The sequence below is a fragment of the Acinetobacter sp. ANC_7503 genome, assembly GCF_056780035.1.
Genome location: NZ_JBWYJA010000012.1, coordinates 1 through 24,920 on the forward strand (window position 1 = coordinate 1; position 24,920 = coordinate 24,920).

General features: G+C 39.0%; 28 protein-coding genes. 12 read left to right on the plus strand and 16 right to left on the minus strand.

All coding sequences use genetic code 11. The features are described from left to right. Positions 1-170: 170 nt before the first annotated feature. Genes AC1M9M_RS12335 through AC1M9M_RS12345 form a run of 3 tightly spaced genes read right to left on the minus strand, consistent with a single transcriptional unit; the run spans position 171 to position 2,978 of the window. Entirely contained in the window at positions 171-1,238 is a 1,068-nt protein-coding gene (locus AC1M9M_RS12335; protein ID WP_481596486.1) for a DUF6670 family protein, read from the minus strand. Positions 1,239-1,256: 18 nt separating this feature from the next. Next, positions 1,257-2,081, minus strand: a complete 825-nt coding sequence (gene pssA / locus AC1M9M_RS12340; RefSeq protein ID WP_035269898.1) for a CDP-diacylglycerol--serine O-phosphatidyltransferase — start codon at positions 2,079-2,081, stop codon at positions 1,257-1,259. A 39-nt stretch (positions 2,082-2,120) separates the two neighbouring features. Continuing rightward, entirely contained in the window at positions 2,121-2,978 is an 858-nt protein-coding gene (locus AC1M9M_RS12345) for a 23S rRNA (adenine(2030)-N(6))-methyltransferase RlmJ (protein ID WP_035269897.1), read from the minus strand. A gap of 117 nt (positions 2,979-3,095) precedes the next feature. Between AC1M9M_RS12345 and AC1M9M_RS12350 the strand changes: the two genes are divergently transcribed. Together AC1M9M_RS12350 and AC1M9M_RS12355 are read left to right on the plus strand one after the other, a co-directional pair. Then, positions 3,096-3,698: a 2OG-Fe(II) oxygenase gene (locus tag AC1M9M_RS12350; RefSeq protein WP_092768036.1), complete on the plus strand. Its 603-nt coding sequence runs from the start codon at positions 3,096-3,098 to the stop codon at positions 3,696-3,698. Positions 3,699-3,756: 58 nt separating this feature from the next. Beyond that, a complete protein-coding gene (locus AC1M9M_RS12355) occupies positions 3,757-4,284 on the plus strand; it encodes a hypothetical protein (RefSeq protein WP_035269895.1) in 528 nt (175 codons plus the stop codon). A gap of 25 nt (positions 4,285-4,309) precedes the next feature. Here AC1M9M_RS12355 and AC1M9M_RS12360 read toward each other — a convergent pair whose 3' ends face one another. From AC1M9M_RS12360 to AC1M9M_RS12380, 5 genes are all read right to left on the minus strand, one after another. Beyond that, the gene (locus AC1M9M_RS12360; protein WP_035269894.1) at positions 4,310-4,561 is read right to left on the minus strand and encodes a DUF2789 family protein; all 252 of its coding nucleotides are present in this window, start codon (positions 4,559-4,561) and stop codon (positions 4,310-4,312) included. 119 nt (positions 4,562-4,680) lie between these two features. Then, positions 4,681-4,920 carry a DUF2789 family protein gene (locus tag AC1M9M_RS12365; protein WP_179999322.1) on the minus strand — a complete coding sequence of 80 codons (240 nt, stop codon included), beginning with the start codon at positions 4,918-4,920 and terminating at the stop codon, positions 4,681-4,683. A 148-nt stretch (positions 4,921-5,068) separates the two neighbouring features. Beyond that, positions 5,069-6,055 carry a malate dehydrogenase gene (locus tag AC1M9M_RS12370; protein ID WP_035269892.1) on the minus strand — a complete coding sequence of 329 codons (987 nt, stop codon included), beginning with the start codon at positions 6,053-6,055 and terminating at the stop codon, positions 5,069-5,071. A 173-nt stretch (positions 6,056-6,228) separates the two neighbouring features. After that, positions 6,229-6,891, minus strand: coding sequence for a ribonuclease T2 family protein (locus AC1M9M_RS12375; RefSeq protein ID WP_481596487.1), 663 nt, complete (start codon positions 6,889-6,891; stop codon positions 6,229-6,231). 26 nt (positions 6,892-6,917) lie between these two features. Continuing rightward, positions 6,918-8,831: a lytic transglycosylase domain-containing protein gene (locus AC1M9M_RS12380; protein ID WP_481596536.1), complete on the minus strand. Its 1,914-nt coding sequence runs from the start codon at positions 8,829-8,831 to the stop codon at positions 6,918-6,920. A gap of 360 nt (positions 8,832-9,191) precedes the next feature. Here AC1M9M_RS12380 and miaB point away from each other — a divergent pair, with 360 nt between their 5' ends. From miaB to AC1M9M_RS12415, 7 genes are all read left to right on the plus strand, one after another. Further along, the gene (miaB, locus tag AC1M9M_RS12385; protein WP_481592022.1) at positions 9,192-10,649 is read left to right on the plus strand and encodes a tRNA (N6-isopentenyl adenosine(37)-C2)-methylthiotransferase MiaB; all 1,458 of its coding nucleotides are present in this window, start codon (positions 9,192-9,194) and stop codon (positions 10,647-10,649) included. Between the two features lie 38 nt (positions 10,650-10,687). After that, positions 10,688-11,773 (plus strand): PhoH family protein, encoded by a 1,086-nt coding sequence (locus AC1M9M_RS12390; RefSeq protein WP_092768044.1) that lies wholly within the window; start codon positions 10,688-10,690, stop codon positions 11,771-11,773. A gap of 30 nt (positions 11,774-11,803) precedes the next feature. Further along, positions 11,804-12,292 carry an rRNA maturation RNase YbeY gene (gene ybeY / locus AC1M9M_RS12395; RefSeq protein ID WP_481592023.1) on the plus strand — a complete coding sequence of 163 codons (489 nt, stop codon included), beginning with the start codon at positions 11,804-11,806 and terminating at the stop codon, positions 12,290-12,292. Positions 12,293-12,366: 74 nt separating this feature from the next. Beyond that, positions 12,367-12,660 carry an antibiotic biosynthesis monooxygenase family protein gene (locus AC1M9M_RS12400; protein WP_481596488.1) on the plus strand — a complete coding sequence of 98 codons (294 nt, stop codon included), beginning with the start codon at positions 12,367-12,369 and terminating at the stop codon, positions 12,658-12,660. A gap of 258 nt (positions 12,661-12,918) precedes the next feature. After that, positions 12,919-13,599 carry a hypothetical protein gene (locus tag AC1M9M_RS12405; protein WP_179999309.1) on the plus strand — a complete coding sequence of 227 codons (681 nt, stop codon included), beginning with the start codon at positions 12,919-12,921 and terminating at the stop codon, positions 13,597-13,599. Between the two features lie 141 nt (positions 13,600-13,740). Continuing rightward, positions 13,741-14,454 (plus strand): DUF3108 domain-containing protein, encoded by a 714-nt coding sequence (locus tag AC1M9M_RS12410; RefSeq protein ID WP_035265223.1) that lies wholly within the window; start codon positions 13,741-13,743, stop codon positions 14,452-14,454. 82 nt (positions 14,455-14,536) lie between these two features. After that, positions 14,537-15,112, plus strand: a complete 576-nt coding sequence (locus tag AC1M9M_RS12415) for a xanthine phosphoribosyltransferase (RefSeq protein WP_035265221.1) — start codon at positions 14,537-14,539, stop codon at positions 15,110-15,112. Positions 15,113-15,148: 36 nt separating this feature from the next. On the opposite strand, the gene AC1M9M_RS12420 is transcribed toward AC1M9M_RS12415, so the two are convergent. From AC1M9M_RS12420 to AC1M9M_RS12430, 3 genes are all read right to left on the minus strand, one after another. Next, positions 15,149-16,003 carry a MetQ/NlpA family ABC transporter substrate-binding protein gene (locus AC1M9M_RS12420; protein ID WP_481596489.1) on the minus strand — a complete coding sequence of 285 codons (855 nt, stop codon included), beginning with the start codon at positions 16,001-16,003 and terminating at the stop codon, positions 15,149-15,151. After that, positions 16,000-17,049, minus strand: coding sequence for an isopenicillin N synthase family dioxygenase (locus tag AC1M9M_RS12425; protein WP_481596490.1), 1,050 nt, complete (start codon positions 17,047-17,049; stop codon positions 16,000-16,002). The genes AC1M9M_RS12420 and AC1M9M_RS12425 overlap by 4 nt, the downstream gene beginning before the upstream one ends. Before the next feature lie 115 nt (positions 17,050-17,164). Continuing rightward, the gene (locus tag AC1M9M_RS12430) at positions 17,165-18,145 is read right to left on the minus strand and encodes an aliphatic sulfonate ABC transporter substrate-binding protein (RefSeq protein ID WP_481596491.1); all 981 of its coding nucleotides are present in this window, start codon (positions 18,143-18,145) and stop codon (positions 17,165-17,167) included. Positions 18,146-18,416: 271 nt separating this feature from the next. Here AC1M9M_RS12430 and AC1M9M_RS12435 point away from each other — a divergent pair, with 271 nt between their 5' ends. After that, entirely contained in the window at positions 18,417-18,791 is a 375-nt protein-coding gene (locus AC1M9M_RS12435; protein WP_035265212.1) for a hypothetical protein, read from the plus strand. Positions 18,792-18,842: 51 nt separating this feature from the next. Here the strand turns inward: AC1M9M_RS12435 and wrbA are convergent, their stop codons facing one another. After that, the gene (gene wrbA / locus AC1M9M_RS12440; protein ID WP_035265209.1) at positions 18,843-19,439 is read right to left on the minus strand and encodes an NAD(P)H:quinone oxidoreductase; all 597 of its coding nucleotides are present in this window, start codon (positions 19,437-19,439) and stop codon (positions 18,843-18,845) included. A gap of 114 nt (positions 19,440-19,553) precedes the next feature. On the opposite strand from wrbA, the gene AC1M9M_RS12445 reads away from it, so the two are divergent. Beyond that, positions 19,554-20,798 carry a YihY family inner membrane protein gene (locus tag AC1M9M_RS12445; RefSeq protein WP_481596492.1) on the plus strand — a complete coding sequence of 415 codons (1,245 nt, stop codon included), beginning with the start codon at positions 19,554-19,556 and terminating at the stop codon, positions 20,796-20,798. A 37-nt stretch (positions 20,799-20,835) separates the two neighbouring features. On the opposite strand, the gene yddG is transcribed toward AC1M9M_RS12445, so the two are convergent. Then, positions 20,836-21,723, minus strand: a complete 888-nt coding sequence (yddG, locus tag AC1M9M_RS12450; protein ID WP_481596493.1) for an aromatic amino acid DMT transporter YddG — start codon at positions 21,721-21,723, stop codon at positions 20,836-20,838. Then, positions 21,720-22,661, minus strand: coding sequence for a DMT family transporter (locus AC1M9M_RS12455; protein WP_481596494.1), 942 nt, complete (start codon positions 22,659-22,661; stop codon positions 21,720-21,722). Before AC1M9M_RS12455 ends, yddG begins: the two co-directional genes overlap by 4 nt. Before the next feature lie 102 nt (positions 22,662-22,763). Here AC1M9M_RS12455 and AC1M9M_RS12460 point away from each other — a divergent pair, with 102 nt between their 5' ends. Continuing rightward, positions 22,764-23,567 carry an AraC family transcriptional regulator gene (locus AC1M9M_RS12460; RefSeq protein ID WP_481596495.1) on the plus strand — a complete coding sequence of 268 codons (804 nt, stop codon included), beginning with the start codon at positions 22,764-22,766 and terminating at the stop codon, positions 23,565-23,567. Between the two features lie 51 nt (positions 23,568-23,618). On the opposite strand, the gene AC1M9M_RS12465 is transcribed toward AC1M9M_RS12460, so the two are convergent. Together AC1M9M_RS12465 and AC1M9M_RS12470 are read right to left on the minus strand one after the other, a co-directional pair. Then, the gene (locus AC1M9M_RS12465) at positions 23,619-24,257 is read right to left on the minus strand and encodes a fumarylacetoacetate hydrolase family protein (RefSeq protein WP_481596496.1); all 639 of its coding nucleotides are present in this window, start codon (positions 24,255-24,257) and stop codon (positions 23,619-23,621) included. A gap of 45 nt (positions 24,258-24,302) precedes the next feature. Further along, the gene (locus tag AC1M9M_RS12470) at positions 24,303-24,806 is read right to left on the minus strand and encodes a YcxB family protein (RefSeq protein ID WP_481596497.1); all 504 of its coding nucleotides are present in this window, start codon (positions 24,804-24,806) and stop codon (positions 24,303-24,305) included. Positions 24,807-24,920 lie beyond the last annotated feature (114 nt).

The following is a 24,920-nucleotide window of genomic DNA, read 5'->3' on the forward strand; positions in this document are numbered from 1 at the left end:
TATTCAGCTAAATCCTTGTTTTTCAACAAGTTTTAATCAACATCACCGCCGATGGATGTGCATTCTACAGTATTTCATATCCAATGCAACCATGTTTTTTAAATATTTAAAAAAAATATGATTAACTGGATATTTATTGTTCAATTTACGTGATTTTTATGCTTTTGGAGCTATTTTTTAAGCGTGCATGGCACAATACTTGCAAAATTATCCATTAATTTTTCATCTTTATTAATTTCTTGCCACTTTAAACTACGGCAATCTATATATTCACAATACCCAGATTGTCCCACTTCTTTAATTCCATCAATCTGCACCTGATAACTAAAACTACCGACATAACCTGCGGCAAGACCGAATTTAAAATCTCCACGACTTTCACCTTTCACGATTATTTTTCTTTTTTTATTTTCAAATGACCATTCAAATACCCGCGCTAAATACATCTCATGTCCATTAGGGGTCTTTATTTTTGGGTATACACGATGGACTTTGAAATAAACATCATCAAACATTTCAGATGTCTGAGCTTTTAAATCTCTTAGATACATCCTTGATTGCACAATTTGATTTAAACCATTGCGTATATGAGCAAGAAGTAACTGTCTTTGGTCGATTAAGTTAATTATCTGATAGGTAAAAAAATGAAGCGGTAGATACGGAATATTGATCGCTCTGGCAAATTCAAATGATCCTAACTGGTCAATTTTATATGTTTGTTCTTTATAGGTCACTGTTCCTTTGCATTGACACACTAATGACCAGTGATCAAATAAACCTAATTTTAGTTTGGTAAAGTGCGAAATAATTGGTTGAGTTTGAATATTCAGATCAACGGAAAGTTCATTGTCCTTTCTTATTAATTTGAAGTTTGGGATTGAGCCTTCTAGTTGCTCTCTTTGTCCGAATACAAATTTATTCTCTTTAATCTCGCAATCATTAATGATTGAATAACCATGAAAATGTCCAACCATATGTGGACTAATGCTCGTAATGAGTGAAACAGTATCCAAGGCTCTTGTTTTAATTGCATAATCATTACGCAGCATTGGAACATTCGGCTGTCCGATAATGGTTAAAAAATTAAAATAATGAAGTGGAGATGGTAATCCTGGAATCATCAATCCTTGATGAATAATTTTATAGATTCCTCGTGGACCGTGATAATCCAACCGAAGAGGAAAAGGAGCCTGATTCAGCTGTTTTGAATCGTCCGCTAAACTCATCAACAACTGCATACCAAACTCCTTTTTTATTTATATTGTTTTTTCTCGAGCCAAAAATGTAGTGACGAAACCTGAAAGTGCATAAATTATCGAGAGCACTAAAATACCGACAGGAATATTGTATGTAATCGCAGCAAAGATAAACACAACAATAGGCAAGACTGCGAACGGCACACGTTTACGATCTACGGTTTTAAACGAATAGTATTTAATATTCGAAATCATCAGCAAGCCAACTGCAATAATAATGACTGCATTTATCGTCTGAATCATTGGATCAGATAGGACAAAAATTTCAGGGAAATCACGCCCCACCCAAACCAAAGAAATGATCATTACTGCGGCTAGAGGACTAGCTACACCAATAAAATAGCGTTTATCAACCACACCTATTTGCACATTGAAACGTGCCAATCGGAATGCAGCACAAGCAGTATAGACAAAACATGCAGCCAAACCGATTCGACCTAGATCATGGAGGCTCCAGCTATACATCAAAATTGCAGGCGCAACACCAAATGCCAACATATCTGATAATGAATCAAACTGCTCACCAAAAGGGCTTTGCGCTCCAATTGCTCGTGCGACCCGACCATCTAAACCATCAAATAAAGCAGCGATAAAAATGGCATAAATAGCTTGTGTGAATTCGCCATTCATACTTGCAATAATTGAGTAAAACCCTGACAACAATGCCGCAGTAGTAATCAGATTTGGCCACAGATAAATCCCACGACGCTTAACCTTTTGCCCTTCTTGCGTATGTTCCTCTTCTTCAACTTCGAAAGTAATACCATCAAAGCCCGGAACATTTCTTGGAGAAGATTCAGTTTCAGGTTTATTTATATTTGTCATTGTCATTCATCCTAACTGTAGCCTTATCTCTCAATATTCTTATTCGCCGACCAACCAACGAACGGCAGCATGACCACCATTTTCACTCATTCTTAAGTGCGGGAAAAGCCATTGCAATGCTTCATCTGCATCTTCAGAAAACTTCCAAGGTGGATTAATCACCAATAAACCACAACCGTTTAATCCTACAGGTGTATCGTCTGGCCATACACATACTTCACAAACCAATTGACGGCGAATACCAGTCTTAATCATTTTTTTCTCAAAACGATCAATCATTGCGCGGTCTTTAATTGGGTACCAAATTGCAAATATGCCTGTAGGCCATTTCTTATATGCCGTAGCGATGAGTTCAACCAACTGCGGAAAATCCTTTCGCTCCACCTCATATGGTGGATCAATCATGACCAATCCACGTTTTTCTTTAGGAGGAATCACACCGAGCAAACCTTCATAAGCATCACGCTCATGCAAACCTGCACGACGATCACGCACATTCATGTAAAGTTGCTGAAATACATCTCGTTGCATCTCAAAAATTGTTGCTTTATCTGTTTCGCGCATTCCTTCCAAAGCGAACCATGGCGAACCCGGATAAGCGCCTTTTCCGGCACCTGCACGCATATCTTCTACAACTTTAAGATATTGCTTAACACCTTCAGGGGCATTACGCTTAATTGAGTCATCGAGTTTAACTAAACGGTGAATACCATTTAAAAACTCTCCCGACTTCTGTGCTGCAGACGTTGATAAATCGTATTTACCTGCACCACCATGTGTATCAATGTAACGATACGGCTTATCTTTTTGATTAAGACGTGACAAAATCTGAAGCAACAATACATGCTTCATGACATCGGCAAAGTTTCCAGCATGGAAATGGTGACGGTAATTCATGTTTCAATTATTCCTAAGATCAACAATCATTTTAACATGAAAAAGTGTTTCATTCAGAATCGATTATTACTCTAAAATAGCTGACCTTTTTTTTATACAGTAAATAGCGAGATAAATATGGAAGCAGTTGTCATCCCAGGGGATTGGAATGTTGATCAAATCCTTGATGATTTAGATCAACATGGCTTCAGTATCATCGATCATGCATACCCACCAAGCTATTTAAAAAACGTTGTAAATGAATGCCAAATCCATCTTGATGATTTTCGAAATGCAGCAATTCAAAATGGCATTGTCAGCACAATCCGCAGCGATCACATTTTGTGGTTAGATCCAAAACTATCAATTTCCCATCAACACATAAAAACCTTAGATTTACTCTCTCAGGAATTAAATCGTGCATTTTATTTAGGCATTCAAGAAGTCGAAGCCCACTTCGCTTGTTATAATCCTGGTGATTTCTATGCTTTACATCGAGACAACCCTCAAGGCAAAAATGGTCGTGTGATGTCGACAGTTTTTTATCTGCATGAGGAATGGCATCAGCATTGGGGTGGTCAACTAAAGCTACAAGATAAGAATAATCAGTGGCATATTATTGAACCCAAACCTAATCGCATCGCTCTATTTCAAAGCGATTTATTACATGAAGTTCTTGTTGCACACCACCAACGTCTTTCGATTACAGCTTGGTTAAGGACCGCACGAACTTTAATTTAGCGCTTTATTTTTTCGAAGTTGCCTCCATATAGGTTTTAAACCTGATGAGGACTCATCCATGCAATCAAATACCAAGCTAATTATTCAACGCATTGGTGAAACAGACCAACTTTACTTACAAAAAAATACGCCTGAGCTTGCCTTTGAACGTGCCGAATTGCGTTTAGAGCTGGTCAGTATGAGTAAGCTTCGTCAGGAACAAATTCATTTTCTTCAAGAAGCGATTGTTCTTCTTGAACAAGGTCGAGTAGATTTCGAAGAAATGCCAATGCGTTTGTATATTAATCTTACCCTGATGTTAGCTAGAGCCTACATGATGTATTTTGAGATTACTCAAGATGAAAAATTTGCGATCATCACTCAGCAAATTTTAAAATCATTAACATCGACCAATCATAGTGATGTTTATTTTAATCTGGCTTATGCTTGCGCTTCTCGTAAAGAGTCAGCACTTACACGCCATTGGCTAAATAAATATTTTAAAACTATTGATCATGATTTAGAGGTGATAAGAACTCACCCTGCTTTCAAACAATTTCATGACCAAGAGTGGTTTATCCAGTTAACCAAACCTAAGATGCATTAAAAAAAGCCCCATGAAAGGGGCTTTTTTAGGCCATTTTTAATTTATATGCATCCATATGTAACTGTTGATTAAGTTCATCTATCCATATTGCCCAATCATCATCTTGTACTAAATGACTAATTAAGAAGTCGCGCTGACCTTTATTCCAAAATGGTGCATCATGTAAATTTTGTTGAGCGGAAAGCTGATGTGTACGGATATAGAGTTCAATTGCCGCTGGACTATTTGCCAACCCCAATTGAGAAAACAATAACGCTAAGGAAGGTTTATGTTCCATCAAGAGACTCCCCTTATCAGATTTTAATAAAATTATTATTTAAATAACTTATAAGAAATCCATGAAAAAACCCAGCTTTTGGTCTGGGTTTATTGTTTCAATTTGTGATTATATTTTCATCACTTTGTATCGTTTGTGAGCTGCTCACTCAATTGGTCAATGACAATGGCCCATTCATTATCTTTTTTCCAATGACTAATAATAAAATCGCGTTGCGATGGGTTCCAAAAATCAGCTTCATGCATCGGCGTATTGGGATCAAGCCGATGTGTTTGTATAAATTGATCAATCCCTTCAGGTGAGCTATCTAAGCCCAATTGCTCAAAAAGTAATTCTTGATTTACTTCCATATCCAACATGGATTGCTCCTTGAATTTTCATGATTTTGTTCAAGATAACATGTCAATACAAAGTTCTATGTAGAAGGATTTCTTAAGCATTGTTAAGTTTTGTGCATTAAAAAAGCACTCCGAATGGAGTGCTTTTTTAATTTAGTTGAGAACTAAATTATTTAACCATGTCAGCAATCGCTGCACGTTCTTCTTCTAACTCATTAAGCGTGAAGTTGATACGCTCACGGCTGAATTCGTCAATTTCAAGACCTTGAACGATTTTGTACTCGCCATTTTCACAAGTTACAGGGAAACCGAACATTACGCCTTCAGGGATACCGTAAGAACCATCAGAAGGAATACCCATAGTTACCCATTCGCCGTTTGTGCCAAGAGCCCAATCGCGCATATGGTCGATTGCAGCGTTTGCAGCAGAAGCAGCAGAAGAAAGACCACGCGCTTCGATGATCGCAGCACCACGCTTACCAACAGTTGGAAGGAATACGTCTTTATTCCATGCAGCATCGTTGATTTTGTCTTTTAAGCTTTCGCCGTTTACGTTAGCAAAACGGTAGTCAGCATACATTGTTGGAGAGTGGTTACCCCAAACTGTCATGTTTTTGATGTCAGAAACTGCAACACCAGCTTTTTGAGCAAGTTGAGTTAACGCACGGTTGTGGTCAAGACGTAACATTGCTGTGAAGTTTTTCGCTGGAAGATCTGGAGCAGATTTCATTGCGATATAAGCATTCGTGTTAGCAGGGTTACCTACAACAAGAACTTTAACGTCACGGCTAGCAACTTCGTTAAGCGCTTGACCTTGACCGATGAAGATTTCACCGTTGACTTTAAGAAGGTCAGCACGTTCCATACCAGGACCACGTGGACGTGAACCAACAAGAAGCGCGTAGTCAGCATCTTTGAATGCAACTTTAGGATCATCAGTACCGATCATGCCAGCCAATAATGGGAAAGCACAGTCGTCAAGTTCCATCATCACGCCTTTAAGCGCTTGTTGAGCTTTCTCAACAGGAATTTCTAATAATTGAAGAATAACTGGTTGGTCTTTACCCAACATTTCACCGCTAGCGATACGGAATAAAAGGCTGTAACCAATTTGACCAGCAGCGCCAGTAACGGCAACGCGAACAGGTTGCTTCATGTAATTATCTCCAGTTGAGAGGATAGTCAATGCGATTAAATAGCTGTTCTATCTAATCTTAATAATCATAAACGGCGAAGATTGTACTCCAATACTTTGACAGATGCATTGAAAAGAGAATGAATTTCAACAAAAGTCTGATAGGAAATATAAATTAACTTCGCGGAAATAAATTAGTAGGCGCCCTCTATGTCAAATCTATTTGGGCAGGTCGAGACAATATCAGACGCACATGACTTGAATTGACCATTCGTGCGATAACAGATTTCAACCCCCGTTAACACTGGGCGACCATTTAAGCTTTGGCATTGAAATTCAATACCTTGGCTGGGTAATTTTGGGTTGAGTTTGATGAATTGTGATCGTAATGTCGCCATAGAGACTGTTTTACGATCCACTCCTGTTAAGGAATCAGGAACTTTTAATTGGTCTGCATGATTAATAATGGTACGAAAATACTGACTGGCATTCATTGGAACGCAACCACCATAGTTGGCCCATAACCTAATTCTAGCCTGCTCATCAGGCATCACCCTAGCAACAACCCTCTTCTGTAGCGGTGCCAAGGTGGCAGATGAACTCGTTTGGCAATCATGACGACTGGTTTCTGGGATAAGACCCTTTATCGTCAGTGAATATCCTTCTAGGCATTTACGGTGTTTCGCTTTTGTTCGATCTAATGCACAAATGGCAGGTGTCATCTGTACTTGAAGCACATATCCTTGTAAACCTTTCCCGGATGCCATCACATCTGCTGAACACAACAAAGCCCCTACGCTCAAACTACAGAGGAGGTAAGTGTGTTGACGACTAAACAGCAGTTTTGCGTGATTCATCCAAGCTCACAAAAGTAGTTGAAATGCTATTGCGTATTTCTTACTGGAATAGGCGGCATACGACTTTCGATCGCTTGCGGCCCCTGACCAAGCAAAACACCATAATGAGCAGCATTGGTCATAACTTTCTTCACATAGTCACGTGTTTCATGAAGTGGTATTGACTCTGTGTATTGATCCGCCGCAATACTTTTAAACTCTGGTTGCCAACGGCGTGCTCTAGTCAGCCCTGCATTATAGCCAGCCGTAGCTAGAACTGGACTGTTACTCAGCATACCTTGAATCATTGACAGGTAATATGTCCCATAACGAATATTGGTATTCGGATCTGATAATGCAGCAGGATTATACGTTTCACCCATTTTTCGTGCCACATCTTTTGCTGTTGCAGGCATAATTTGCATCAATCCACCAGCACCTACATGTGAACGGGCCGTGGTTACAAAGCGACTTTCTTGACGCATTAAACCATAAGCCCACGAAGGATCAATCCCTGCATTTTTACTATGCGTCACCACTAGATTTTGATGTGGTGTCGCATAACGATATGCATAGTTATGACGTTTAAGTGTTCTTTCCGCCGCATAAATAGCACGGTCATACCACCCCATTTCTGTGGCACGTTTTGCCGCAGCCAGTAATAGACCATCATCTTGCTTAAGATAAGCTTGGCGGACAGCCCAATTCCATTCACGGTTTGTGTAAGTTGCTGAAGCATTGATATTGCGTAATGCAAAAGCACGTCTAAAGTGAATATCTTGATCTAAACGTTGAATATCCTGTGCGCTTGGTTGTGCTCGATCATGTGCTTCATTATAACGAATACCTAAATGATCTTTTGCCAACAGATTGTGATAATCATCGCCAGCGGCAGCTAATCGTTGATAAATACTTTTTGCAGCTTGCTTGGAAGCTTGATCTTTGCGATTTTCATACGCTCTCGCCATCCAATATTGCCAGCGATCTTCTTGTTTTTGCGTAACGCTCATACTATCTATGGCGCGCAACACACTTTCCCACTCACCAAAACGAATCGCTTGACGCGCGTAAATTTCAGCCTCTTCTGGTGTAAAAGGCACGCCATAACTGTAATCAAAGTTCTTCAGCACTTCAGGATTAAAATTATTTTTCATCACTGTCGTGCCTCCAATATACGCCACCGTGCGGTACATATACTTTTGAACATCTGCAGGAACACCTTGCACGACACGAGGAAGATTTTGAAGCGCCGTGTTCAAGTCAGCATCTGCAGCACGACCTAAAGCAAACACCAAATAAGCATAATCTACTGTTGTTCCTTTGGTCGCAGACCATAAATAATTCAAAGGATCTGCCTGAATTTGATTTAATTGTGCTAATGACAAGTTTAAACCCAGAGTTTGTGCTGTTGCGATCGCTTGACCAGACTGTCCCGCTCTAAGTTGCGCATACAGGCGCTGTTGACGATCTGTGGTGGTGAGTAAGGGACTACTTAGCATTAAGCGACCTAAACCATTACACGATTCTGGCTGCGATTCTGTTGTAAACCAGACATCTTTGTATTCAGCGTATACCAATGTATCGCCATTTTTTGCTCTTACTTGCGCAACCGCACAGCTTTCAGCTTGATCAGGATTGGTGACATAAGGTAAAACAAGTTGAGCTGTCTTGAAATCTGCTTGTTTTACCTTTTCTTCGACATAATCAGCAGCTAATTTTTCAGCCATTGCAGATTGAGGATAGCGCTGTGCAAAGCTGATAATATTCGTTGCGGGTTGGAAGCCTAAATTATTATTCAACATCCAATATTCTGGATAATATCCAAGCGCATCATTTTGCATTGCAGAACGATAATATTCGAGCTGAGCTGTATTACCCGAGTTCGCAAATTTAATCGCCTCATTAAATTGCTCTTCAGCCGCATGAGCAGCGGGCAAACAACCTAGTGTTATCAGCCCCATTAAATATTGTTTTAACTGTTTTTGCTTCACTGCTTTTTTTAACACGCTTCTCTTCTCAACTTTAACTCGTCGCTACATTTGGACATGCTTTTTTGCATGATCAACTCTTTTGCAGCGCTTGGCAATTTTAAAATGTATTTTAAATACTCTAATGATCAAGTACTGTTCTGTTATGTAAAGCGCTGATTAACCACTATTATTTTAAAGTATTTTTACTGTAAATCCATAAACTTGATCTGATTTATATATTTGTTCAACCCGTAGTACAAATACTGTAAAATAGCTCGCTTTTATCGAGTGTGGGATTCCCCCATACTTCACCGGAACATATTTATCCCTTTTTATAGGATAGGAGCCTTCATGACGGTTCAAACCTTCATTCCGAATAGTGCCCCAGCTGCCTCAGAAAACACTGTTACCCAGCCACAGCACACCCCAGCCATCGATGGTGCAGTCAAAAAACTGTATATCGAAACGCAAGGGTGTCAGATGAATGAGTATGACAGTCATCGTATGGCCGACTTGCTAGGTGATTCACACGGTTATGTATTAACGACAGACCCTGCTGATGCAGATATTCTTTTAATGAATACCTGTTCAATTCGTGAAAAAGCGCAAGAAAAAGTATTTTCAGAATTAGGTCGCTGGCGCAAGCTGAAAGAAAAAAATCCTGATTTGGTGATTGGTGTAGGTGGATGTGTTGCATCTCAAGAAGGTGACAATATCCAAAAACGTGCACCTTATGTCGACATGGTATTTGGTCCACAAACACTTCACCGTTTGCCACAAATGCTTGATCAGCATACGGATCAAATTGAAAAGCCGAAAAAAGAGAAAATCAAACTGGTAGACATCTCATTTCCAGATATCGAAAAGTTCGACTTCTTACCTGAACCTCGCGTTGAAGGTTATAAAGCTTTCGTATCGATTATGGAAGGCTGTTCAAAATACTGTTCATTCTGCGTGGTGCCATACACTCGTGGTGAGGAAGTCTCTCGTCCCCTAGATGATGTACTTGCTGAAATTGCTGGTCTTGCGGAAAAGGGCGTACGTGAGGTTTCTTTACTCGGTCAAAACGTAAATGGTTACCGCGGAGAAACATTCGAAGGTGAAATCTGTACGTTTGCTGATCTTCTTCGTTTAGTGGCGGAAATTCCAGGCATTGGTCGTATTCGTTATACGACATCTCATCCATTAGAATTCAATGATGACCTTATCCAATGCTATCGTGACCTACCACAGATGGTTTCTCACCTTCATTTACCAGTTCAAAGTGGTTCAAATGATGTATTGAAGGCGATGAAGCGTAACCACACGATTGACGTTTATATCGATAAGATTGCTAAATTACGCCAGGTACGCCCTGATATGCATTTGTCTTCAGACTTTATTATTGGCTTCCCTGGTGAAACTGATGCTAACTTTGATGAGACATATCAATTTATTCAAGACTTAGATTTTGATCATTCTTATAGTTTCATCTACTCGAAACGTCCTGGTACACCAGCATCAGAGCTGGAAGATTTAACACCTGAAGATGTTAAAAAAGAGCGCTTGGCTAAAGTTCAACAATGGATTAAGCAGTCAAGTATCCAAAAAACTGATGCTATGCTTGGTACTGTCCAACGTGTGCTCATTGAGAGCGTTTCAAAGCACGATCCAAACTTATTGGTAGGAACCGCAGACAATACACGTTTAGTAACATTTATTGGTGATGCCTCTTGGCTTGGACGCTTTGCAGAGATTGAGATTACAGAGATTAAAACCTTGAATTTAGTTTACGGTGAACTCTTGAATCTTGAACCTGACGTGGCGTAATGTAGAGGTATAGATTAATAGACTCTAAAGGAAATCTCTTGACTGCAGCGATTCGACGTACAGTGGCTTTTCCCGGTGTTTCAATGGACCGTTTACAAACCATGCTTGGCGCGTACAACGGTCATATGAAACAAATTGAACAACGTTTAGATGTAAAAATCAGTCAGCGTGGTGATAGTTTTTTTATTGACGGTGGAATTGATGAAGTCGAGAGAGTTGAAAGCTTACTTCAGCGCTTATACGCCGAAGCTGAAGTTTCTCAACAAATCAGCTCTGATTTGATTCATTTAATGATTCAAGGCAGCCAGACTGATCATGAATTACAATTGGATCCTAATCAAGAACACACAGGACTTGACGAAGTCTGGCTCCAAACTCGCAAGGGCCGCATTAATCCGCGGGGGGCCAACCAAAAACGCTATGTACAACGTATTCTTCAAAGTGATATTTCTTTCGGGATTGGTCCAGCGGGTACAGGTAAGACCTATTTGGCTGTAGCTGCTGCCGTTGATATGCTTGAACGCAATGAAATTCAACGTATTCTTTTAGTTCGCCCTGCTGTGGAAGCTGGTGAAAAACTTGGCTTCTTGCCAGGTGACTTATCACAAAAAATTGATCCTTATTTACGCCCACTCTATGATGCCCTGTATGAAATGCTTGGCTTTGAAAAAGTGGCAAAATTAATTGAGCGTCAAATTATTGAAGTAGCCCCACTTGCATATATGCGTGGTCGTACACTCAATCACTCCTTTGTCATTTTAGATGAAGCTCAAAATACAACGCCAGAACAGATGAAAATGTTCTTAACTCGTCTTGGTTTTGGTTCGCGTGCAGTCATTACCGGTGACATTACTCAAGTGGATTTACCACGTGGACAACAGTCTGGTTTGGCACATTCATTACGTGTGCTTGAAAAGATTAAAGAAATCCATATCACACGTTTTCACTCACGTGATGTTGTAAGACATCAGCTTGTACAAAAAATTGTAGAAGCATACGAAGGTTGGGACAGTGAACAACATCGTTTAACTGCTGAAGCACGTGCGGAACGTAAAGCGCGTCAAGAAGCACTCATATCAGAAAATGATTCTGCTGCTGATGCTCAGCATCAAGATGCAGAGTAATTTAAATCTAATCACGCTCAAGGCAAGATTTTGAAACTCAGTCTCTCATTACAACAATCGTTTGAAGCATCAAACTTGGTGCTCAAACGTGCGTATGTTAAAAAAATTATTGAAACCACCCTTCGTCATATTGATACACAAAGCGATTGTGAAATTGGAATAGCTTGCGTAGATGTCGAAGAAAGTCACAAACTTAACCTTGAATATCGTGGTAAAGATAAGCCAACCAATGTTTTATCTTTTCCAAGCGACTTACCAGATGAAATGGCTGAAATTTTAGACAGTTTCCCTATCGGAGATCTGGTGATTTGTATTCCCGTTGTGCTTCGAGAAGCAGAAGAACAATTTAAAGCACCATTAACACATTTCACTCATATGTTGGTTCACGGTACTTTACATCTGATGGGCTATGATCATGAAACTTCTGAACAAGATGCTGAGGAAATGGAAGCAATTGAGATTGAGATTTTACAAAAACTAGGTTTTGAAAACCCTTACTTGCTTTTGGATGACGAATAACACTCCTCAATGACTTCGGTCTATGCTTCCCGTTATTCGGGAAGCAAATTAAAATAATAAATGAGTATTCAAAAATGAACTTCGTTGTCATCTTCAAAGCTAAAATAAAAAATATTGATGATGAATATGTAATATTGGCTAGCCAAATGCGGCATAAAGCGATGCATGATTACAATTGTACAAAGTTTGAAAGCTATCAAGAGAAGGATAATGAAGTCAGTCTTTCTTATTGGAGTCGGTTAGAAGATATTCAAGCTTGGCATCAAGACACCCAACATCTTTATGCCCAACAAAAAGGTCGCCTATCATGGTATGACACGTATTCGATTGAGGTCTGTCAGATTCAGCGCGCTTATCAATCTGAGTAAATCGAGTTGATCTTTATATTGATGACATATTTTAGACAAATGAGTTAAATATTGAGCAAGTTCTTCAGATAAAATAAGATAAAGTCATGCGAAACCAATAGATTAAACTTAAATAACGCCTGACCATCAAAACCATAATAAACGTCTTTGTAAACATTACATCGCAATTGGATAAGCTGTTATCCTTCGGCAGTAATCACCTACAAGATATACACTAGCTGACATCTCACAAGATTTAGAGGTAATGGAACTTCACTTATGCCAACGATTATTTCAAATATCGCGAACAAATTTCGTAAAGTCTATCAAAAGGCTGAAGGGTTTATTGAAGAAGAACGTGAATTTCCTGTCTCTCAAGTTTTTTTAAATGCGACTTTCAAGCGCTTTGTGACCGACAATGTCAGCATCCTTGAAGACTTACATGCTGATTTACACGACGATTGGCTTCGACTCTATGCCACTTTGAATGTGAAAGGGCTTTATACCATTCTCTCTGTAGATTTAAAGCTGATTCAAATGGAATTGAATAAAGATGTACAACTGATTGTATTTGAACAAATTAGTGAAACCGAAGTCATTGAAGCAAAATTTCAAACCTTTTGGATGAAAATTGCATTCCGCTCTGCCCTATTTTTCTATCAAAAAATTCTTCGTAAAGATCCACTTGGCATGATTTTAGAGCGGTTTAATGTCATTAAAGTCAAAGACGATCTCTTACATCTCGATTTAAATCAGTGGCTCGGAAAAAATCGCTCGATCATTGAAACATTGGGCAAAGTACACGTCAACCATGCAGAACTTCGTGAAACAGAATTGGTGGTGATTGGTAATGTAAATTTGATGGCTTTATTCAGCAAAATGAATACTGATCGATTCAAATCGAAATCTGATGAAGTGGAAAGTGATCACATTACACCAATTAAACAAAAGGACGACTAGAGCGCAGCGTTTTGATGTCGTCATAAAGCTTAAGCTACAGAAAAATACATTTTCACTGTGATTATTGATTATTTCTCCTTATTTATCAGAGATAATAAAACTTCAAGTGATCCTTCGATACGAAGGTAAAGGAAAATATTTATGGCATTTAAATCGTTTAAAACTTTGAGTGTGATTGCAAGTGTAGGTACAGCCGTGCTTTTCACAGGCTATTCAAGTCAAGCGCTTGCCATGACGCCCTTCCAAGCCTCTTATCAGTTTGCATACAATGGTAAAAACTTGGGGTCAGCAACACGAACCTTGAAAAAATCAGGTAACACATGGAATTACGTTTTTGCAGCTAAAGCAGGTGGTATTGCTTCAGCGACTGAAACCAGTAACTTCACATTCAACAATAATCAGATTCAATCATCCAATTTCAGTCGCACCAGTAAAATTTTGGTTCATAACAATACAATGAGCATTAAATTTAATCCAAGTGCCAAAACCATTAACACCACCAAAGATAAAGAGCAACGCTCATTTGCTTGGAAATCTGGTGTACTGGATGAGTTAAATGCAGAATTGCAAATTCGTGAAGACTTAAAAAATAACGGTTTAAAATCGCAATATTGGATTGCAGATGCTAAAGAAGTTGAATCACGTCGTTTCGTCAAACAAGGCACTGAAAAAGTAGAAACCAAGTACGGTACGTTTGATACCATCAAAGTAGTGATGAAGCATGATAAACCAGGTCGTGAAACGATTTTTTGGCTGTCTCCGAAATTGGACTATTTACCAGTGAAAGTCACACACCAAGATAAGAAATCTTCATACGGGCTCTTACTGACAGGGTATAACGGTCCACAAAATTAAGGCATTTTTTACTTGCTTTTTTGCAGATGCTTTTTAAAATACGTCTTTGCTTAAAAAGGCACCTGCCCTAGAGGATTCTCCCGTGTACGCACTAGAACAGAAAATCTTAAACGAAGGTATCGTTCTATCTGATCAGGTTTTAAAAGTTGATTCTTTTCTAAACCACCAAATCGACCCAGTGATGATGCAACAAATTGGTCAAGAATTTGCTCGTCTATTCAAAGATGCAGGCATCACCAAAATCATCACAATTGAAGCTTCAGGTATCGCACCTGCTGTGATGGCTGGCTTGGAACTTGGTGTACCGGTAATTTTTGCACGTAAGTATCAATCTTTAACTTTAAAAGATGATTTATATCGTTCAAAAGTATTCTCATTTACAAAGCAAGTAGAAAGCACAATTGCTATTTCTAAGAAGCACATTGCAGCAACAGATAAGGTTCTTGTGATCGATGACTTTCTTGCAAATGGACAAGCTGCTTTAGGTCTGGCTGACTTGATTCACCAAGCTGAAGCTGAAGTTGTCGGGATTGGTATTGTGATTGAAAAGTCGTTCCAACCCGGCCGTGATCTTTTACTTGAAAAAGGTTACCGCGTTGAATCACTTGCTCGTGTTGAATCACTTGCAAATGGGACAGTGACTTTTGTTCAAGAATAATGTTGAACATTAAAAAAAGCGCCTAACGGCGCTTTTTTACTTTAATGTGGCAGGATCTAGTTGAATGCCCAATTTTGTACCACCAAAATGCTTTTGAATATAATCCTCAACGTAAGGCTGATGGTAAAGATTTGAAAGTTTTTGAAATTTTGGATCATTCAATCGGTCTTTACGCACTGCAAGTATATTGACATTTTCTAAAGCTTTATCAGTGACCTCTTCTTTAAATATCGCATTTGTTATTACATTTAGTCCACTTTCCAGAGCAATAGTATTTCCAATTGCGGCTAAATCCACCTCAGACAAGACACGTGGGAGTTGTGCACCTTTGACCAATTTAAATTGAAGTGATTTCGGATTTGACTGGATACTTTCAAGAGTTCCAGAAATCGTATTAAAATCAGGCTTAAGTTTAATTAGCTGAGCACGCTCTAATAACCTTAATGCACGTGCTGTATTCGCCACATCATTTGGAATTGCAATTAAGGCCCGATCAGGCAAAGCAATTAGTGACTTGTAGTTTTGAGAATATAACCCCATAGGCTCTAAATAAGTGGTCGCCAAGACAGCAAGCTTATGATGATTCAAGTCATTAAATTCTTTGAAATACGCCCAAGATTGAAATGCATTTACATCAATTTCACCATCGAGCAAAGCTTGATTCAAAGCCACACCGTCATTAATTTCTTTCACCTCAATGTCAACTTTTGCTGTTTTGGCCTGATCAGAATCCGCGATATGTCTCCAAATATCAACATCCGATCCATGTGACCCAATCACGATTGTTTGTTGTGTTTGTTTTGTTTTTTGAGGTTCAGGTTGAGCACTACATGCACTGATAATGAGAATTGCAAAAATAATAAATAAAAATTGGGCGTATTTTGACTTCATGATTTACTCGATATTGTTGTTGATTGTTTGAGTTGTTTAAATTGTGCTGGATAATATTTTTCAGTAACGTCTAAATGAGATCTAAGTCGACCTTTGATACAGTTTTCTCCCACATTTCTCAGTAAAGGATTCAGCGGATCTGTCTCTGGTCCTTGTGCAAGCGTTTTTAAATTATCTGCAAGATTTAAAAGCGGAATTTCACCAGCAAATAAATTGGGAGAAAGAAAATAAGCAACCGAATACCGATCTGCATTCGTTGGAGATATGACTCGATGTTGATTCGCAATCAAATATCCATTTGTGGCAAGCTCTAAAACCTCACCGATATTGACGACAAATGCGTGTTCAACAAATGGTACTTCAATCCATTTGCCTTGACTTAAGACCTGAAGTCCTCCGATCTGGTCTTGTAAAAGTAAAGTTAAAATATTGGAGTCTTTATGAGGGCCTACACCCTGATGATTCATTTGATCAATTGGAGGATAATGAATCAGCTTGAGTAGTTCATGTGGACTGCCTGTAATCAATTGATCAAGTGCTGTGTCCTGCTGCCCCAATGAAAGCAACAAGGCTTTTAATAATTTAATTGCAACTTGTCTGAGATCTCGTTGCCATGCGGTGACTGCGCGTTGAAACTCAGGCCAATTCGAAGGCCACTGATTTGGTCCCTGTAAGCGTCTCCATGTCGGTCCAGTTTCAGGTTCTAATGCTGCCAGTTCAAAACCAATGTCTATTTGTTCTCTAAAATCAGGGTGCAGACGTGTAACTTCGGCATTTACTCGACTATACCCTCGAAAATGCGGGGAATGAATCATAGCGATTTCATCTTTTTGTTCTTGTGGCAGCGAAAAAAACTGCCGAGTAATACGCTGAATCTCTGAAATTTTTTCAGTTGGAATGCCATGACCCGTCAAATAAAAAAAACCAATATCCTTGGCGATATGTGCAAGTCGTTGCAGAAAATCTGCTTGAGTTGATGATTGATCAAATTGACTTAAATTCAGAATAGGAAATGCGTTTAAGCTTTGTTTTAATGGTTGAGTCATGATGCACTCATCTTTCTAATACTTCATTGTATTAATGACTGAAAGATGAATGCTTTTGAAATCATTTAAATTGGATACTTATGCGTCTATAAAAATATGATTCACGTTCAATCACTTACTCTTGCCCAGTCCACACATGATCTTTTAAAGACACGGCATTCGGAATGAGTTTAAGTTGATAAAACAAATCTGCAATTTTTTGTTGCGCCGTGACTGTATCTGTATCGACCAGTTTGGCATAAGCAGGAATATTTCTTTTTTCTAAAACCAGTTTGGTAATATTTTCGTCCAAGCTTGTACTTTGCGCCAAAATTTTTGCGGCTTGATCTGGGTGTTGATTGATCCAATCATCTACTTGATTTAATGTTTGCACAAATTTTTGGGCTTCAACCGCATGTTGTTTTAAAAATTTTGGTGAAGACAAATAGAAGCTATATGCCAATGGCAAAGCTTTTGAATCAATAAGAACACGTGTATCACCTTTAAGCGAAGCAGCACTTGCATAAGGATCCCAAATCGCCCAAGCATCGAGTGATTTTTTATCAATAGCAGCTCGTGCATCTGCAGGCGTTAACCAGACGGGTTGAATATCAGACCAACTCAATTGAGCTTGATCTAATATTTGTGAGAGAAAGTAATGCGCACTTGAACCTTGTGTAACACCAATGCGCTTACCTTTTAGATCCTTTAAGCTTTGAATCGTGCTGTCTTTGGGTAACAGTAAGCTGTGTGCATTTTTAGATCCATTTTCATACGCTAAATATTGAATTGGTTTACCTGCAGAAAGTGCGAAAATTACAGGTGTATCTCCTGTATACCCCACATCTATAGCACCGACATTTAATGCTTCTAGTGTTTGAGGACCTGCCGGGAATTCTTTCCATTGAATTTTCACACCAGGAAATGCCTGCTCAAAAGTTTTATTTTGTTTTGCAACGATGAATTTAAGCGCCGCTTTTTGATAGCCAATATTCAATGTTGTTAACTGTTCTTTTGATTCATCTTGCCCCTTAAGCTCAGTAGGCTTTTCTTTTGAGCATGCAATGAGGCTAAAACTCAATGTCACAATGGTGCTTAGTACAAATAATTTTTTCATTGTCTTGGTAATTTTTTTGATTGGAATAAAAAAATAAGCCAAACTTCGAAAAAAATTAAATCACTATTTGCGCTTAGTTATTCAGTTCAAGATCTAAGCCATCCTGCTCATAAAAAATGGTTTTATCCTTAAAAATTAAATTAATCTATTTTCAAATCAATTTTTTATTTTATCTAGCATTACAGTTTTTCTACATTCGGCCATGTTGCAACTTTAAGCGCAATGCTAGAATCTTTTAAATAAATGGATGTATAGATTAGAGCAATCCTAAATGACTGAAAACTTAGAAATACACTGCCCAAAATGCGGTTCAACTGATATTGAAAAACGCAACCATGAACAATTACTGCAAAAAACAGGTGGTGTTCTTCTTTCCGCAGCGGGTACAACTGCGGGTACTGTGGGTGGTGCTGCATCAGGTGCTTCTATTGGTGCTTCCATTGGTGCTGTTGCGGGCCCTTTAGGTGTAATCATGGGTGGCACAATTGGCACTTTTGTTGGTGCAATCAGTGTGGGTGTGACTGGTGGCTTTTTAGGTCATCGTTTTGGAAAAAAAGCGGGAGAAATTGTCGATAAGAATGTTTTCCTCGATTACCAATGCAAAAAGTGCAAACACCGATTTGAACAGAAACATATTTCAAAATAAAAGTGAGCGAGAAGCTCACTTTTTTTATGCCTGATAAAATAATCTTTAAAATTATTTCTTTAACATTTGCAACGCCACTTCACCTAATCGTTTCCCTTGCTCGATACACAGTGATTTTTCATCTTGGCTTAGAGATTGATCGTGTCTAGGTCCACTGACATGTGTAGCACCATAGGGTGTCCCACCTGATTTTGTATTCGATAAAGCTGGGTTGGCATTGGTTAAACCCAAAATCAACATTCCATGATGAAACAAAGGTGGCAACATAGTCAGTAATGTACTTTCCTGCCCGCCGTGCATAGAGCCCGATGAACCAAACACACAAGCAGGTTTATTATGCAATGCACCATTGAGCCATAAACTCGTTGTTTGATCCCAAAAATATTTCATTTCTGATGCCATATTGCCAAATCGAGTTGGTGATCCTAATGCAAGTCCCGAACAATGTTGAAGATCATCCAAAGTCGCATAAATATCGCCCTCCTCTGGAATACTTGGTGCTGCTTCGGTCACCACTGTTGCCAACTGTGGAACTGTTCTAATTTTCGCAAGCATTCCAGTAGATTCAATTCCTTGAGCAATTAAATGTGCCATTTCCTTGGTTGAACCATATTTGCTGTAATACAAAACTAGAACATATGCTTGCATAAAAAGATCATCCAATGAAAAAAGAAAACTATACGGTATTTTTTTTAAAATTTGGTTAAGCTGTGCAACGAACGTACAGAATTTTAACTAAAAAATACTCGAGACTCATTATTTATGGCGGAAATCTTAAAAAAGTTACCTTTCTACAATAAAACATGGTTTCAGTTTATTTTGTTTGTACTACGACGCTTTGAAGCTAACAATTGTCGTGAGCAAGCAGGCTCTTTAACTTACACCACACTTTTCGCTGTCGTGCCGATGTTGACCGTATTCTTGGTTATCATTTCATCGATTAAAGCATTAGAACCTGCTCGGCAACAATTACAACAATTGATCTACAGTAATTTTCTGCCTAAAACCAGTATCGCGTTTGATAAAGCATTGAATGCATTTACTGACAATTCGAGCAACTTAACCATTATTGGTGTGCTGTTTTTATTCTTTACCACAGTAATGATGCTCACTAGCATTGAGACAGCATTCAATCGTATTTGGCGTGTGACAGAAACGCGTAATGGCATTATTGGTTTTATGCGCTATTGGACCATCATTTCACTGGGACCAATCCTGCTGGGTTCGGCTTTTGTGATTTCATCGACTTTAGCGTCTATGAACATCCTAAGCAATAATTTTGCAGGTTATGAATTGAATGGCACGTTTATTTTATGGGTCATCTCATTTGCACTCACCGCATTTGGTTTTTTTGCCTTGTATTGGACGATTCCAAACCGCTCTGTTCCAATAAAAGCAGCCATGATTGCTGCGATTTTTAGTGCTGTTACCTTCGAGTTACTGAAAAATTTATTCGGCTTCGTGATGACTAACTTTACCAGTTATCAGTTGGTTTACGGTGCTTTTGCAGCAGTTCCAATTTTCCTGTTGTGGATTTATCTCTCTTGGAACATCGTACTGCTTGGTGTTGAGATAAGTTATGCTCTCACAGCATTTCATACAGGTAAAACTGAAACGCGCCATCCAATTCTCATGCTTCTAGATATGCTTGAGTTATTCTATAAACAACAAAAACAAGGTAAAACCGTAACCGATCTGGAGGCACTTGATATTTTAGGACGCGGTGAAATTGGCCGCTGGCCTAAATATGTCAATCTATTGGAAGAACAGAATATTATTAAACGTACAGATAATAATGAATATGTTTTGGTTAGAAATTTAGATCATCTTGATTTTTGGTCATTTTATAAATCATTGCCTTATACACTGCCAGATAAAAATGATATCGGACAAATCCATGAAGATGATGTATGGATGAACCGTATTGGTCCAGCACTGATTGAAGCTGATGATTATCTGGCTGCAAAGCTCTCCGTACCGCTATCGACCATACTTGAAGAAAAATAAACTCTTGCAATAAGAAAAGACCTCTATAGGTCTTTTCTTATTTCGTAGACGGATTATATGGACGTGTAGATTGCCAACAAATAAGTGCGCCTAAGGTCACTAAGACACAACCGATCCAAAAGCTTATTAGAGGTTGCACATCTAGAATCAGCATCGACATCAGACTTGAAAAAATGGGCATAAAATACGTTGCCAAAATTAAAATTTTGAGATGTCCATATTGGATGCTTTGGTTCCAATTGCTGTAAGCTAAACCAATTAAGCTGCCAATGACTACAACCATCAGCCATGTCATCAAATTCAGCTCAATAAACGGTTCTCGCATCACAAAATGTACAGCCCACAATCCAACTGCAGTCATTAGAAAAAGAAATGGAACAGCATTATGACCTTCTGCATATTTCTTGGTAAATATACTGTACAAAGGCCATAGCACGGCGCCAATGAAAGCAAATGAGTACGCCAATGGATTTTCAAGCACGGCCACCAATATGCGTTTCGGCTCGAGAATATCTGGATTAACAACCATCATTAACCCAAGAATGGCACATGCAAAGCCAGCAATCACCCAAATATTCGCGCTCAATTGCCGTGCAAGAATCGAAAATACAATCAGCAAAGGAGGCCAAAGATAATTAATCATTGCAATAATTAATACCTGTTCTCGATGTGTTGAAAGAGCAATCGAAATTAAAAATAGGATTTCATAGCCAACAAAAAGAGCACCACAGCCCAATAGGTATTTTTTAGGCATGAGTAAAAGCTTGGGAAAGCCATTTTTCCATAACATGAACAATGCACTAAAACTATAGATCAGTGCCACCGCCTGTACCGGGCTTAATGATTCAGTTACAAGTTTCACCACCGCAACCAACGAGGCCCAAATCAAAATCGAGCTTAATCCCAGCCATGTATGCTGATTCAATGGAATGCTCCAATTCTTGCGCTGATTCGATCAAGATAAATTCTCAAATAGCGGTGCAAAGATACAATCATAATCCCTGCAAGAACCATACAAGAACCGACCAAGAAACTCGTTTCGATCTCCTCATCTAATAGCCAGACACCAAACAACATGCCGAACATGGGGGTCAAAAACGAAAACACACCTAAGCCATTTGCTAAATAAGTTCGTAACAACCAAAACCATAACAGTAAACTTAAAAAAGACATGACAACCGCATGAAATGTTAAGCTCAGAAACGTCAGTTGTGACCAGCGCACATCTGCTTGTCCAGTCCAAAAAGCTAAGGGTAATAAAAAAATAAAGCCCCCAAGCAATTGATAAAATAATGTTTGAGTAGGCGGTGCCTCTGAAAGCGTTGAAAATTTTAAAGAAATCGTAGTCAATGCCCACATCATCCCCGCCATTAGAGCAAGCAAATCTCCCCATAAAATAAGGCTGAGTTGGCTCTGAGCTTGATCACGCACTAAAAAAGTATAAGCGATGCCAAGAAATGCGAAACAAATACCAAACCACTGCAGATTATTCAATTTTTCAGCTTTGACTTTCCAATGTAAGCCTAAAGCCACAAAAATAGGCGCGGTATAGAGCAGAACAACAGTGTGCGCAGCACTGGTGTACCTGAGTGCCTCAGCAACCAAATAAAATTCTGCAGAAAATAAAAAGGCTAACCAAATTCCAGGAACAACATAACGGTAATGGAACAGTTGTTGCACTCGTTGTCGATACAATAATGGAACGACAAGCAAGGTTGCCAAACCACAGCGCAATGCGATTTGCATCAGAGGACTAATATCAGTAGCTGCAAGTTTCAAGACAATTTGCTGTAAACCCCAGACTAAACACAATACGATCATTAAGCTTGACGCCTGAAGGTCAAGACCTCTTCGCTCACCCATGAGTGGCACTCTTCACACAAACAAGTCGTCACTATACTGCTGACTGAATTAGAATATATAATTCAAAACAGACAACAAATACATTTATTCAGGCAATTTAATATGCCAAAACGCCATCCACATGAATCATTCGTTCAGTTAGATAATTATGATCATATCCAAGAGAATCTTTGGCTAACATTCCGTAATGATCCAGCCCATTCGGAATATCCTAAACACGGTCATGCATGGGGCGAATTTATCTATGCATTTGATGGTGTAATGGAAGTTCATATTGATCAAAATCAATATTTAACACCTCCGCCCTACGGAATTTGGCTACCGCCGCATCTGCATCACAGCAGTATTAATCTCACAGCTGTTTCTCATGCCACCTTATACGTGCATGAAAGCCTGTGTGATGCACTGCCCAAACAATCAGGTATTTTACTAAGCCCCCCCTTAGTGACGGCGCTACTCAATGAACTCAGAAAAACTTATTTCAAATATGATCAACCCGAATATCAACGACTCTTAATGGTTTTGCTGGATCAATTAAAAAGCTCACCCCTGCTCAAAAGCTACTTACCCCATTCTGATCATCCTGCATTACAAACGATATTTACCTACATGCATGAGCATCTCAGTGATCAGCGTCCACTGAGAGATTATGCTCAAATGGTGAATATGAGTGAGCGCACTTTATCGCGCCTATGTGAAGCTGAAATTTCGATGTCGCTCAATGAATGGCGTCAACGCTTTAAAATTACACGAGCATTAAGCTTATTGTCTGAAAATAAAACCGTTGAACATATTGCTCTAGATTTGGGCTATGCCAACGCCTCAGCCTTTATCAATATGTTTAAACGCTGGATGCACATCACGCCCCAACAGTTTCGTAAAAACATCAATTCAGACAATCTCTAGCCATAAAAAAAGGATGAACCATCATCCTTTTTAATTGAGCTTGATGCATCATTAATGCACTTGCGTAGTCCACACAAAATCTTGTTTTAAGCCAGTCAAAGTCATTTTGAGCTGATCACCCGATTCTAATGGTCCCACACCTGCAGGCGTACCCGTCATGACAACATCACCAGACATTAAGCTAAAGTTTTGACTGATTTCTGCCAAAAGCACTCCTAATTTAAAAATCAGTAACCCCGTATCACCATGTTGCCTAAGTTGATCATTAATTTCGAGTTTAAACTGGACTTGATCTAATGCTGGAACCTGATCAAGCGAAATCCAATCTGCCAAAATACAAGATCCATCAAATGCTTTCGCACGTTCCCAAGGTTGTCCTTTCTTTTTAAGCTGATCTTGTTGATCTCTTAAAGTCAAATCCAAACCAAGGGTGACTGCACCTACTGCTGCTAATGCCTCTTGAGGATCCTTAACGTTTTTGAGCGGTCGATCTATTCGCAATGAAAGTTCACATTCATGATGACACTGTCCCAATGCACGATTCCAATCAATCCCTTCTGCTAAGGACACCAAGCTACTCGGCGGCTTGATAAATAAGACAGGTTGATCAGGAATCGCATTACCTAATTCTTGAGCATGCGCAGCATAACTGCGACCGACACATACAATTTTTGATGGAACTGCACTCATGAAAATCTCTCTTATTTATAGTTTGAGTAATGAACTCATCAAAACTTAACGTTTTTGGAATGTATTTTCAAACAGTGTTCTGTCTACATCAGACTCAAATGCACGTTTTGGAATAATGACAACTGTATGATTTTTGAGTTCAAGCATATAGGTCAATTTACCCACTACAAATTTTTGTACTTCAATGTAGGCAAATGCTTGTTTAGGACGACCACTTGAAAAAAGCTCGGCAGAGTTTTGAAACAAATCGATACCTTGTTCAGTCTTACCAAATTGATATTTTTCAAACTGACGCTTGAACATCATAGGTAAAAACCAGTAACGCATAACGATTTGTAAAAAGATAAAGAACGTGCCTAAAGCCACGTAATAGCGCCCTACTCCCTCTAATCCAAGATAAAGCCCCCAAATCACGATCGCAATACTGACAAGTGGCGTTAAAAAACGCGTAAATTGTTTTTTGCCAAAAGTAGCTAATGCAAAACCATCCTGAGACTCTTGTAAATTTAAGAAGTAACGGACAGATAAAACTGGTTGAGTATCAGACATAGGGGATTCAACGATCGATTTTCTTAAGCAAAGATATTACACCACTTTACCTGAAATCGAATTGTCGTTTTAATGAATAGTGTTGATTACATCATCGCACTATTGATGAAAGCA